Raw genomic sequence first — 12,077 nt, 5'->3', positions numbered from 1 at the left:
TCCGGGCTGTTCCGGAAGCAGTGTCTCAGGGGCCACTGTCAGGAACGGGAGACGAGTTCCTGCAGCCGTTGCACCTGGGCGGCCCGCTCGGCGGCGTCCTGGGTCGGGAAGTCGTTGCGGACGGCGGAGCGCACCAGTTCGGCGGTCGCCCGGCTGGCGTTCACCGGCGGGGCGGTCAGCGCCGCGATCAGATCCGCGACCGCGCCGTCGAGCTCCGCGGCCGGGACCACGAGGTTCGCGAGCCCGATGGCGTGCGCCTCGGCGGCCTGCACCGCGCGACCGGTCAGGCAGATCTCCAGGGCGCGGGAGTAGCCGACCAGCTCGACCAGCGTGCTGGTTCCGGTCAGGTCGGGCACCAGGCCGAGCGTCGCCTCGGGCAGCCGCAGCTGGGCGTCGTCGGTGAGGATCCGCAGGTCGCACGCCAGTGCGAGCTGGCACCCGGCGCCGATCGCGTGCCCCTGCACCGCGGCGATCGAGACGACGCCGGGCTTGCGCAGCCATCGGAAGCCGGCCTGGTAGTCGCGGATCCGGTCGTCGGCCTCCGCGGTGGACCGGCGGCCCAGGTCCCCGAGGCCGCCGTCCACTCCGGGCTCGGCGCTGAACAGGCTGCGGTCGAGCCCGGCCGAGAACGAGCGGCCGGCGCCGCGGACGACGACCACGCGGACGTCGTCGGCCAGCGAGGCGCCGATCTGCGCGAGGGTCGACCACGTGGCCGGCGTCTGGGCGTTGAGCTGGTCGGGACGGTCCAGGGTGACGGTGAGGACGGCGCCGTCCTGCTGTGTCCTGACCCAGCCGTCGGTCGCGAGTTCTTCTGAGGTCACGCCTTCTTACTATTCCGGTTGGCTCCACCGCGGCTGCGCAGGGTGGCGCCGGACTCCGACAGGAGCCGGTGGACGAACCCGTACGAGCGCTTCGTGGACTCGGCCAGCGAGCGGATGCTCTCGCCCCCGTCGTAGCGCTTGCGCAGGTCGTCGGCGAGCGTCGACCGATCTCCCCCGGTGATGCGCTTGCCCTTGCCGAGATCCGCAGTGTTCGAGTCGGCCATGACTTCCCTCCGTGTCAGCCGCCGGCCCACGTCAGCACCGGGCCATCCCGGTCACATGATCACCCAGGTGCCCCTGCACGGCGAGGCGAAAGCGGCCCCTGCAGGGTCCCGCTGCGAGCTTGCGAGCGGCGGGGGGCAGGGGGTCTTTCTTCAGGCGAGCGAGACGAGGTCCGCGAAGTCCTCGCTCCAGCTGTCCTCGGTGCCGTCGGGCAGCAGGATGACCTTGTCGGGATTGAGCGCGTGCACCGCGCCCTCGTCGTGCGTGACCAGGACGATCGCGCCCGCGTAGGTGCGCAGCGCCTCGAGGACCTGCTCGCGGCTGGCCGGGTCGAGGTTGTTGGTCGGCTCGTCGAGCAACAGCACGTTCGCGCCCGAGACGACCAGCGTGGCCATGGCCAGCCGGGTCCGCTCGCCGCCGGAGAGCGTGCCGGCTCGCTGGTCGACGGTCTCGCCGGAGAAGAGGAACGCCCCGAGGATCCGCCGGAGCTCGGTGTCGGTGCTGCCCGGCGCGGCCGAGCGCATGACCTCGAGCAGCGAGCGGTCCATGTCGATCGTCTCGTGCTCCTGCGCGTAGTAGCCCACCCGCAGACCGTGACCGGCCTTCACCTCGCCGGTGTCGGGGGTCTCGGTGCCGGCCAGCATCCGCAGCAGCGTCGTCTTCCCGGCGCCGTTGAGGCCCAGGACTACGACCCGCGTGCCCTTGTCCACCGCGAGGTCGACGTCGGTGAAGATCTCGAGCGAGCCGTAGCTCTTCGACAGCCCCTCGGCGGTGAGCGGCGTCCGGCCACATGGCACCGGCGTCGGGAAGCGCAGCTTGGCGACCTTGTCGTGCACGCGGACGTCGGCCAGACCGGACGCCAGCCGCTCGGCCCGCTTGTCCATGCTCTTCGCCGCCTTGGCCTTCGTCGCCTTGGCGCGCATCTTGTCGGCCTGCGCCTGCAGCGTGTCGATCTTGCGCTCGGTGTTGGCCCGCTCCTGCTTGCGGCGGCGCTCGTCGGTCTCCCGCTGCTGGAGGTAGAGCTTCCAGCCGAGGTTGTAGACGTCGACCTCGGCGCGGTTGGCGTCCAGGTGCCAGACCTTGTTGACGACGGCCTCGAGCAGCTCGACGTCGTGACTGATCACGATGAGCCCGCCGCGGTGACTGGTCAGGAACCCGCGCAGCCAGACGATCGAGTCGGCGTCCAGGTGGTTCGTGGGCTCGTCGAGCAGCAGCGTCTCCGCGTCGGAGAACAGGATCCGGGCGAGCTCGACGCGGCGGCGCTGGCCACCGGACAGCGTGCGCAACGGCTGGGCGAGCACCCGGTCGGGCAGGCCGAGGTTGCTGCAGATCCGCGCGGCGTCGCTCTCGGCGGCGTACCCGCCCATCGCGGCGAACTGGTCCTCGAGCCGGCCGTAGCGACGCACCGCCCTGTCGCGCTCGTCGTCGTCCGCCGGCTCGGCCATCGCGATCTGGGCCTTGGTCAGCTGGTTGCGCAGCACGTCGAGGCCGCGCCCGGAGAGCACCCGGTCGGACGCGGTGATGTCGAGGTCGCCACTGCGGGGGTCCTGGGGCAGGTAGCCGATCTCACCGGTGACCTCGACCTTGCCGGCGTGCGGGATGCGCTCGCCGGCCAGCGTCGTCAGGGTGGTCGTCTTGCCGGCGCCGTTGCGGCCGACCAGGCCGATGCGGTCGCCGGGCTGTACGCGCAGGTTGGCGTCGCTGATGAGGATGCGGCTACCGGCACGCAGCTCGAGGCCGGTGGTCGTTATCACTGATCCCAGGGTAGGCGCTCGTGGACCGATATCACGAACCCGCAGAGGGTGACATCGGCGGCATCGGCGGCCCTACGGTGAGAACCGCGCCGACGAGGGAAGGAGACGTCCATGACCGGGACGGCGGCACCTCCCCTGCCCTACCGCGCACGGCCGGCCCAGGTGCTGCTCGGCGTCGGCGCGGTGCTGGTGGTCGGTGCGGGAGCCGCGGTCACCTCGGCCTACGGCGGCCTCCTGGTGCGGGCCCTGCTGGTCGTGTTGGCAGGTGCGGCGACCTGGTTCTCGCTGCGCGCCGCCCGCAACCGGCTGCGCAGCTCCCAGGAGGTCCTCGCGGCGTGTGGTGCGGGGCTCGCCGTCGCCGGCATCTCCCCGGGCGGCCCGGCGCTCGACGGCGACCCGGTGACCGCGCTGCTCCTCGCGGCCGGATTCCTCGCCCTCCACCGGGCCGCTCGCACCACGGCCGCCTGGCCCCTGGTGTCCTGGGCGGCGTTCCAGCTCGCCGTCCTGCGCGGCAACCATCTGGTTCCGCACCCCCTGCACACCGAGCTCTACCTCTGCGTCGCCCTGCTCGGCCTGGGCATCGCGCTGTTCGGACGGCGGATCGTCGGCCGGCTGGCGCTGCTCACCACCGCACCCTGGTGGCTGGCCGGCGTGGTCGGTGGCTCGTCGAGCGCGTGGGCAGACGACCACGGGCGGCAATGGCTGTCCGCCGCGCTGATGGTCGCGGCCGGCTTCGGGCTGCTGCTGGCCCGGCTGCGCCAACCGCTGGACCCGCTGCTGGGCCCCCCGCTGTATGTGCCCGTCGTCGCGGGCGTCGTCGCGGGTGCCGCCGTCACCGGCGCGTTCTCCTCGCTCGGCCCGCTGTCGATGACCTTCACCGGCTACGCCGGCGTGCTGCTGGCCAACCTCGCCGCCGGCTTCCTGGAGGGGTGGCGTCGCGGGCTGTTCCTGCCCGTCGCGCGTGCCGCCGGCATCGTCATGGCCGGGTTGTGCGTGCTGCAACTGGTCGCCGAGCAGCGGTGGGGAGAGCTCTCGCTGCTGCTCCTGCTCACCGCGATCCCGACCGCACTGGTCGCCGTCCGCCGGCCCGACGAACGGCCGATCGCCCTGCCGACGGCGATCGGCTGCCTGGCCGGGGCCGTCCTGCTGGCGCTGCCCGACGGCTACCTCTCCCCCGTGCTCGCCGCGCTGGCGCTGACGGTGCTCTACGTCGTCGCCATGGCAGCCGGCTCCGGCCTGGGGTCCTCGTCACGCCGGGCGACGGCACGGGCCGCGGCGGCGTGTGCCGTCGCGGTGGTGCTGCTGCTGTCGCCATCCCCCCGGCACCCGGAACTCGCCCTCGCGCTCGCCGTCCAGGGTGCGTTCACCCTCGGCTGGGCCCGGCGGACCGACCCACGCAGCGACCACGACCGGACGCCGCACACCGCGTGGCGGGCGGGTGCCGCGCAACTCGTGCTCGCGGCCTGGGTCGCGTTCGCGGCGGCGGGCCACACCGTGGTCGAGTGGTACTCCCTGCCGGCCGCCGTCGGGCTCCTCCTCGCCTCCGGGCCGGAGCTGCGGCGCGGGGCATCCTGGCCGGCGTGGGGCCCGGGACTGCTCGTCGCGGCCGTGCCGTCGGCCGTGCTCGCGGTGGCGACGTCCGACCCGCGGCGGGCCGTGGCCGTGCTCGTGGTGGCCGCCGCGGTGCTGGTGGCCGGGGCGCGGACCGGCATCCGGGCGCCGCTCATGGTGGGCGCCGGCACCGTCCTGGCCCTGGCGCTCGGCTTCACCGCGCGCGCGCTGCCCTGGCCGCTCGCAGCCGCGCTCGTGGTGGGTGCGGTGCTGCTGGCCCTCGGTACGCGGCGGGAGCGCCGTCCGGTCGCCGGCTTCGGACGGCGTCTCGGCGACCTCCGCTGACCCCGCTCGTGGGGTGTTGTGCACGCTGCTGGAGTCCTGCAGCACCCGGGAAGCGTGCGGAAGACCCCCGAAGCAGGGCTCAGGGGCCGAACAGGACCCAGCGTCAGCAGTCCGGCACCGTCGGGGGTCGTCCAGATCCGCACCTCGGCGCGGTGCAGCAGCGCCCGCTCGACCCGCGGGTGGTCCACCTCGGCGTGGACCAGCTGGAGATCCGACTCGCCCGGCGGCGCGACGAGAACGTTGTCCAGCGTTCCCGGCTCGTGGCCGACCCGGTCGGCGAGCGCGGCCAGGAAGCGGGCGCCCAGCGGCGCAGCGATCGGGTCGTGCGCGACCTCGGCCGCCACCCGTTCGGGATCGACGTCCGCCGCTATGACACTGCGACCCGCCGGGTCGCACCGCGATCAGGTGCCGACGCGGGCTGCACCGAGCGTGTCCAGCCGTCCCGCCGGGAACCCTCCGGGCCCGCGTCGCGACGGCTCGTGCTCAGTCCGTAGTTCAGACCCTGAAGCCCAGCGCGCGGAGCTGCTCGCGGCCGTCGTCGGTGATCTTGTCGGGGCCCCACGGCGGCATCCAGACCCAGTTGATCCGGATGTCGTCGACCAGACCGGGACCGGGGCCGCCGGTCAGCGCCTGACGGGCCTGGTCCTCGATGACGTCGGTCAGCGGGCAGGCCGCCGAGGTCAGCGTCATGTCGAGGATGGCCACGTTCGACTCGTCGACGTCGATGCCGTAGACGAGACCCAGGTCGACGACGTTGACGCCGAGCTCGGGGTCGACGACGTCACGCATCGCCTCCTCGAGGTCCTCCAGCAGCGCCGACTTGTAAGCCGGCAGCTCGGCCGGGGTCTCGTCGGTGGTGGTCTGGTTCTCGGTCATGCCTGTCCTCCCAGAGCGCGGGCGCTGGCGTCCTTCAACGCCATCCAGCTCATCAGCGCGCACTTGATCCGCGCGGGGTACTTCGACACACCGGCGAACGCGACGGCGTCCTCCAGCTCGTCCTCGAGCTTCTCCGCGACCGTCAGGTCGCCCTTGGCCTGCATCAGGGTCATGAAATGCTCACCGGTCTCCAGCGCCTGCGGCACCGTCTTCCCGATGACCAGGTCGTACATCGCCGAGACCGACGCCTGGCTGATCGAGCAGCCCATGCCCTCGTACGACACGTCGGCGATCCTGTCGCCCTCGAGATGCACCCGCAGGGTCACCTCGTCGCCGCACGTCGGGTTGACGTGGTGCACCTCGGCCTCGAACGGCTCCCGCAGCCCGCGGCCGTGGGGGTTCTTGTAGTGGTCCAGGATGATGTCCTGGTACATCGATTCGAGCTGCATCACTCAGTACCGAAGAACTTCTGCGCCGCCCGAATTCCCTCGGCGAGCGCATCGATGTCGTCGTAGCCGGTGTGCACGTAGAACGTCGCGCGCGTGGTCGCCGGAACCCCGTAACGGCGGACGACGGGCCACGCGCAGTGGTGCCCCACGCGGACGGCGATGCCGAGATCGTCGAGCACCTGGCCGACGTCGTGCGGGTGGATGCCCTCCACGGTGAAGGAGATCGCTCCGCCACGGGCGACCGTGTCCGGCGGGCCGATCACGGTGACGCCGGGAATCTCGGCGAGCTTCTCCAGCGCGTAGCCCGTGAGCGCTTCCTCGTGCGCCTGGACCTTGTCCATGCCGAGACGCTGCAGGTAGTCGACGGCGGCAGCCAGGCCGATCACCTGGGCGGTCATCGGCACGCCGGCCTCGAAGCGCTGCGGCGGGGCGGCGAAGGTCGAGCCCTCCATCCGCACGACCTCGATCATCGACCCGCCGGTGAGGAACGGCGGCAGCGCGTCGAGGACGTCGTAGCGGCCCCACAGGACGCCGACCCCGGTCGGGCCCAGCATCTTGTGGCCGGAGAAGACCAGGAAGTCGGCGCCGAGCTCGGTGACGTCGATCGGCTGGTGCGGCACCGACTGCGCGCCGTCCACCAGCACGAGCGCACCCACCTCGCGGGCCCGGGCGACGATCTCGCCGAGCGGGTTGATGGTGCCGAGGATGTTCGACTGCTGGGTGACCGCGACGAGCTTCGTGCGCTCGTTCACGACCGTCGCCAGGTCGGAGAGGTCCAGCCTCCCGTCGTCGGTGAGGCCCAGCCAGCGCAGCGTCGCGCCGGTGCGCTCGCACAGCTGCTGCCAGGGCAGCAGGTTGGCGTGGTGCTCCATCTCGGTGACGACGATCTCGTCGCCCTGCCCGACGGCGTACCGGCGGAACTCGGGCTCCTTGGCGGTCGCGGCGTTCGAGAGCGCGTAGGCGACGAGGTTGATGCCCTCGGTGCTGTTGCGGGTGAAGACGATCTCCCGCTCGGGGGCACCGATGAAGGCCCCGATCGTCGCGCGCGCGGCCTCGTAGGCGCCGGTCGCCTCCTCGGCGAGCTGGTGCGCCCCTCGGTGCGGCGCGGCGTTGATGTTCTCGTAGAACCACCGCTCGGCGTCGAGCACCTGCCGCGGCTTCTGGGAGGTCGCCCCGGAGTCGAGGTAGACCAGCCGCTTCCCGTCGCGCACGGTGCGGGACAGGATCGGGAAGTCCGCCCGGATCGTCTCGACGTCCAGGGGCAGCGGCTCGTGCGCCCCGACAGGACGCGAGACGGTCTGGGTCATGCGCTGGCAACCTCCGCCGAGTCCTTGACGTACGCCGCGTAGCCCTCGTTCTCCAGCTTGTCGGCCAGCTCGGAGCCGCCCTCCTCGACGATCCTGCCGGCGACGAAGACGTGCACGAAGTCCGGCTTGATGTAGCGCAGGATCCGCGTGTAGTGGGTGATCAGCAGGACGCCGATGTCGCTGTCCTCGCGGCTGCGGTTCACGCCCTCGGACACGACCCGCAGGGCGTCGACGTCCAGACCCGAATCGGTCTCGTCGAGGATCGCGATGCGCGGCTTCAGCAGGCGCATCTGCAGGATCTCGTGGCGCTTCTTCTCGCCGCCGGAGAAGCCCTCGTTGACGTTGCGCTCGGCGAACGCCGCGTCCATCTCCAGGCCGGCCATCTCGGTCTTGACGTCCTTGACCCAGGTGCGCAGCTTCGGCGCCTCGCCCTTGACCGCGGTGGCGGCGGTGCGCAGGAAGTTGGAGACGCTCACGCCGGGCACCTCGACCGGGTACTGCATGGCGAGGAACAGACCGGCTCGGGCGCGCTCGTCGACGGTCATCGCGAGGACGTCCTCGCCGTCGAGCGTCACCGTGCCGCCGGTGATCGTGTACTTGGGATGGCCGGCGATCGAGTAGGCCAGGGTGGACTTGCCGGAGCCGTTGGGCCCCATGATCGCGTGGGTCTCACCCGAGCGGACGGTCAGGTCGACGCCGCGGAGGATCTCCTTGACGTCGTCCCCCTCCCCCACGGTGACGTGCAGGTCGCGGATCTCCAGGACGGACACTCGTGCTCCTTCAGTTGCCGGCCGCGAGCGGGAGGGCACCGTTTGCCTCGGTGTCGACGAACACGTCGTCGCCCTCCACCCGGACCGGGTAGACATCGACCGGCTCGGTGGCCGGCAGGTTGGTGGGTTCGCCGGTGCGCAGGTCGAAGCACGACCCGTGCAGCCAGCACTCGATGGTCGGGGCGCCCTTGAACTCCTCGACGTCCCCTTCGGACAGCGGAACCTCGGCGTGCGAGCACTGGTCCTGGATCGCGTAGACCTCGCCCTCGAAGCGGACGACGGCGATGTCGACGTCGTCCAGCTCCACCCGCAGCGAACCCGGCTCCTTGACGTCGGACAGCGCGCAGACCCGTTCGAAGGTCATGCGATCGCCTCGCTGGCGCTCGTCGAACGCACAGCCGCTCCGTCCTCGGGCGAGCTCGCAAGCTCGCTCGCCGTCTCGACCGGCTGTTCCTCCAGACCCGGCAGCGCACCGAGGCGCGCCTCGATGGTGTGCATCAGCCGGTCCTGCAGCTCCGGGAGGCCGATGTGCTGGACGACGTCGGCGAAGAAGCCCCGGACCACCAGTCGACGAGCCGTCTCCGCGTCGATGCCGCGCGAGCAGAGGTAGAACAGCTGCTCGTCGTCGAACCGGCCGGTGGCGCTGGCGTGGCCCGCGCCGACGATCTCGCCGGTCTCGATCTCCAGGTTGGGCACCGAGTCGGCGCGCGCGCCGTCGGTGAGCACCAGGTTCCGGTTGAGCTCGTAGGTGTCGGTGCCGGTCGCCTCGGGCCGGATGCGGACGTCGCCGATCCAGACCGTGCGGGCCTCCTCGCCCTGCAGCGCACCCTTGTACAACACGTTGCTGCGGCAGTTGGGGACGGCGTGGTCGACCCAGAGCCGGTGCTCCTGGTGCTGGGTCTCGTCGGCGAAGTAGACCCCGTAGAGGTCGGCCGAGCCGCCCGGACCGGCGTACTGCACGTTGCTGACCAGCCGGACGAGGTCGCCGCCGAGGGTGACGACGACCTGCTTGAAGGTGGCGTCGCGGCCGACGACGGTGTCGTACTGGCCGGCGTGCAGCGCACCCGGCGCCCAGTCCTGCACCGAGACGACGGTGACGTGCGCGCCGTCGCCGACGAGCACGGAGACGCCGCCGGAGTACTTCGCGAGCCCGGTGTGGTCCAGGACGACGGTGCCCTTGGCGAACGCGCCCACCTCGACGACCAGCTGGCCCCACACGATCTCGTCGCCCGCGCCGCCGCGCAGGGCGAGGGTGACCGGGCGGTCGAGCTGCGCCTCGGCGGCGATGCGCAGGACGGAGGCGCCCTCGGCGTGGCGCCGGGTCAGCGCCGCCAGCCGGTCGGCCGGCTCGGGCAGGCCCTTGAGCAACGGGTCGCCGGCGTCGACCGTGGTCAGCTCGACGCCGTCGGGCAGGTCGGCGTTCCACTGCGGGCGGGCGGCCGACGGGGCGCCGTCCAGCAGCTTGCGTATCCGCCGCATCGGCGTGAATCGCCAGGTCTCCTCGCGACCGGTGGGCACGCCGAAGGCGTCGGGGTCGGTCGAGGTGAAGCGCTCCGCCGGCGAGCCCGTGGGCGCCGGTCCGCCGTGCGAGTGAGCGCCGGGCGTGACGACGCTGTCGGCCGGGGTCTCCGGGGGGCCCGCCTGGGCGCCGACGCCGGGAGCGAAGAGCTCCCCGGCGAGAGTGTTCTCAGGGGCTGACATCAGCCGACGGCACCTTCCATCTGCAGTTCGATGAGCCGGTTGAGCTCGAGGGCGTACTCCATGGGCAGCTCGCGGGCGATCGGCTCGACGAATCCGCGCACCACCATGGCCATGGCCTCGTCCTCGGTCATGCCGCGGCTCATCAGGTAGAACAGCTGGTCCTCGCTGACCCGCGAGACGGTCGCCTCGTGACCCATGGCCACGTCGTCCTCGCGGACGTCGACGTAGGGGTAGGTGTCGGAGCGGCTGATCGTGTCGACCAGCAGCGCGTCGCACTTCACCGTCGACCTGGAGCCGTGGGCGCCCTCGTCGATCTGGACCAGGCCGCGGTAGGACGTGCGGCCACCACCACGGGCGACCGACTTGCTGATGATCGTCGAGGAGGTGTTCGGCGCCGCGTGCACCATCTTGGCGCCGGCGTCCTGGTGCTGGCCCTCGCCCGCGAAGGCGATCGAGAGGACCTCGCCCTTGGCGTGCTCGCCGACCATCCACACGGCCGGGTACTTCATCGTCACCTTGGAGCCGATGTTGCCGTCGACCCACTCCATGGTCGCGCCCTCGTGCGCCAGGGCACGCTTGGTGACCAGGTTGTAGACGTTGTTCGACCAGTTCTGGATGGTCGTGTACCGGCAGCGGGCGTTCTTCTTGACGATGATCTCGACGACCGCGGAGTGCAGCGAGTCCGACTTGTAGATCGGCGCGGTGCAGCCCTCGACGTAGTGCACGTAGGCGCCCTCGTCGACGATGATCAGCGTCCGCTCGAACTGGCCCATGTTCTCGGTGTTGATCCGGAAGTAGGCCTGCAGCGGGATCTCGACGTGCACGCCCGGCGGCACGTAGATGAACGAGCCACCCGACCAGACAGCGGTGTTCAGCGCGGCGAACTTGTTGTCGCCGGACGGGATCACCGACCCGAAGTACTCCTGGAAGATCTCCGGGTGCTCCTTCAGAGCCGTGTCGGTGTCCAGGAAGATCACGCCCTGGTCCTCCAGCTCCTTCTGGATCTGGTGGTAGACGACCTCGGACTCGTACTGCGCCGCGACACCGGAGACGAGGCGCTGCTTCTCCGCCTCGGGGATGCCGAGCTTGTCGTAGGTGTTCTTGATGTCGTCGGGCAGGTCCTCCCATGAGGCCGCCTGGGCCTCGGTGGAGCGGACGAAGTACTTGATGTTCTGGAAGTCGATCCCGGAGAGATCCGAACCCCAGTCGGGCATCGGCTTGCGGCCGAACAGCTTCAGCGCCTTGAGCCGGCGCTCGAGCATCCACTCGGGCTCGCTCTTGCGACGGGAGATGTCGGCGACGACGTCCTCGTTGATGCCGCGGCGCGCGGAGGCACCTGCGACGTCGGCGTCGGCCCAGCCGAACTTGTACCGGCCGAGCTGATCGATCTGCTCGTCCTGGGTCAGCGGCTGCTGCGTGCTGGTCATGCGGGCGTCCTCTCCCGTTTCGTGGGGGCGGTGCTGGTGGGCGCGCTGGCAGGCGCTGCTCGCTCACCTGGTACAGGGATCGCGCGGGTTGATCTGTTCCCCGGCCGCACGGGTCCGGGGATGTGTGTGGTGCAGATCCCGTCGCCGTGGGCGATCGTGGCCAGCCGCTGCACGTGGGTGCCGACGAGCCGGCCGATCACCGCGGTCTCGGCCTCGCACAGCTGCGGGAACTCCGCCGCGACGTGCGCCACCGGGCAGTGGTGCTGGCAGAGCTGCCCGCCACCGGAGATCGCCGAGGCCGTGGCAGCGTAGCCCTCGGCCGTGAGCGCGACGGCCAGGGCCTGGGCCCGGTCGACGGGCTGCCCCGGGCGGGCGGTGACGGCGCGCTCGACGGCGCTGGACGCCCGCGCCTCGAGCCCGGCGAGCTGCTGCTCCGCCACCGCACGGACGGCCTCGGGGCCACCGGAGCTGGCGACATAGCGCAGTGCCGTGAGTGCGAGGTCGTCGTAGGCGTGCGGGAAGGAGGAGCGGCCCGCGTCGGTGAGGTGGAACCGCCGTGCCGGACGGCCGCGGCCGCGGTGGGCCTCCCGGAACGGGCGTTCCTCCAGCCGTCCCGTGCCCACGAGGGCGTCGAGGTGCCGGCGGACGGCGGCCGGCGAGATGCCCAGCCGCGTGGCGAGCTCCGTCGCGGTCTGCGGGCCGTGCTCCAGGAGAAGGGCGCTCACGCGGTCACGGGTGCGCCCGTCATCGGCGGTCACCGACGCTCGGGGGTGCACTGCCACGCTTTCCACAACACAAGTGTGTCCTATTTCGGCATCCTCGCAACCAAGGGGGTCCTAACCCTGCGCGTGACG

13 protein-coding genes are annotated in these 12,077 nt (G+C 71.6%); 2 read left to right on the top strand and 11 right to left on the bottom strand.

Annotated features, from left to right (window positions below; all coding sequences use genetic code 11):
* Positions 1–38 precede the first annotated feature (38 nt).
* From AC2H4J_RS19070 to AC2H4J_RS19060, 3 genes are all read right to left on the bottom strand, one after another.
* Positions 39–821: an enoyl-CoA hydratase/isomerase family protein gene (locus AC2H4J_RS19070; RefSeq protein WP_487466473.1), complete on the bottom strand. Its 783-nt coding sequence runs from the start codon at positions 819–821 to the stop codon at positions 39–41.
* Positions 818–1,045 (bottom strand): helix-turn-helix domain-containing protein, encoded by a 228-nt coding sequence (locus AC2H4J_RS19065; RefSeq protein ID WP_487466472.1) that lies wholly within the window; start codon positions 1,043–1,045, stop codon positions 818–820. The genes AC2H4J_RS19070 and AC2H4J_RS19065 overlap by 4 nt, the downstream gene beginning before the upstream one ends.
* Before the next feature lie 150 nt (positions 1,046–1,195).
* The gene (locus tag AC2H4J_RS19060; RefSeq protein ID WP_487466471.1) at positions 1,196–2,797 is read right to left on the bottom strand and encodes an ABC-F family ATP-binding cassette domain-containing protein; all 1,602 of its coding nucleotides are present in this window, start codon (positions 2,795–2,797) and stop codon (positions 1,196–1,198) included.
* A gap of 111 nt (positions 2,798–2,908) precedes the next feature.
* Here AC2H4J_RS19060 and AC2H4J_RS19055 point away from each other — a divergent pair, with 111 nt between their 5' ends.
* Both AC2H4J_RS19055 and AC2H4J_RS19050 read left to right on the top strand, forming a co-directional pair.
* Positions 2,909–4,693, top strand: a complete 1,785-nt coding sequence (locus AC2H4J_RS19055) for an SCO7613 C-terminal domain-containing membrane protein (RefSeq protein WP_487466470.1) — start codon at positions 2,909–2,911, stop codon at positions 4,691–4,693.
* 152 nt (positions 4,694–4,845) lie between these two features.
* Entirely contained in the window at positions 4,846–5,187 is a 342-nt protein-coding gene (locus tag AC2H4J_RS19050; protein ID WP_487466469.1) for a hypothetical protein, read from the top strand.
* A gap of 1 nt (position 5,188) precedes the next feature.
* Here AC2H4J_RS19050 and AC2H4J_RS19045 read toward each other — a convergent pair whose 3' ends face one another.
* From AC2H4J_RS19045 to AC2H4J_RS19010, 8 genes are read right to left on the bottom strand one after another with little or no spacing between them, the layout of a single operon-like run.
* On the bottom strand, positions 5,189–5,569 hold the full coding sequence (locus AC2H4J_RS19045; RefSeq protein WP_487466468.1) for a metal-sulfur cluster assembly factor: 381 nt from the start codon (positions 5,567–5,569) through the stop codon (positions 5,189–5,191).
* Positions 5,566–6,018: a Fe-S cluster assembly sulfur transfer protein SufU gene (sufU, locus tag AC2H4J_RS19040; protein WP_487466467.1), complete on the bottom strand. Its 453-nt coding sequence runs from the start codon at positions 6,016–6,018 to the stop codon at positions 5,566–5,568. The genes AC2H4J_RS19045 and sufU overlap by 4 nt, the downstream gene beginning before the upstream one ends.
* Complete coding sequence (locus AC2H4J_RS19035; protein WP_487466466.1) at positions 6,018–7,325, bottom strand: cysteine desulfurase; 1,308 nt, start codon at positions 7,323–7,325, stop codon at positions 6,018–6,020. The genes sufU and AC2H4J_RS19035 overlap by 1 nt, the downstream gene beginning before the upstream one ends.
* Entirely contained in the window at positions 7,322–8,095 is a 774-nt protein-coding gene (gene sufC / locus AC2H4J_RS19030) for a Fe-S cluster assembly ATPase SufC (protein ID WP_487466465.1), read from the bottom strand. Before sufC ends, AC2H4J_RS19035 begins: the two co-directional genes overlap by 4 nt.
* A 10-nt stretch (positions 8,096–8,105) precedes the next feature.
* The gene (locus AC2H4J_RS19025) at positions 8,106–8,459 is read right to left on the bottom strand and encodes a Rieske (2Fe-2S) protein (RefSeq protein ID WP_487466464.1); all 354 of its coding nucleotides are present in this window, start codon (positions 8,457–8,459) and stop codon (positions 8,106–8,108) included.
* Positions 8,456–9,796, bottom strand: coding sequence for a Fe-S cluster assembly protein SufD (sufD, locus tag AC2H4J_RS19020; protein WP_487466463.1), 1,341 nt, complete (start codon positions 9,794–9,796; stop codon positions 8,456–8,458). Before sufD ends, AC2H4J_RS19025 begins: the two co-directional genes overlap by 4 nt.
* The gene (sufB, locus tag AC2H4J_RS19015) at positions 9,796–11,223 is read right to left on the bottom strand and encodes a Fe-S cluster assembly protein SufB (protein WP_487466462.1); all 1,428 of its coding nucleotides are present in this window, start codon (positions 11,221–11,223) and stop codon (positions 9,796–9,798) included. The genes sufD and sufB overlap by 1 nt, the downstream gene beginning before the upstream one ends.
* A complete protein-coding gene (locus AC2H4J_RS19010) occupies positions 11,220–11,948 on the bottom strand; it encodes a helix-turn-helix transcriptional regulator (protein ID WP_487466461.1) in 729 nt (242 codons plus the stop codon). Before AC2H4J_RS19010 ends, sufB begins: the two co-directional genes overlap by 4 nt.
* Between the last annotated feature and the right edge of the window lie 129 nt (positions 11,949–12,077).

The sequence above is a fragment of the Blastococcus sp. OS1-29 genome (genome assembly GCF_057628075.1).
The sequence above is the reverse complement of the archived record's forward strand: the minus strand, read 5'-3'. Positions and strand labels throughout refer to the sequence as shown.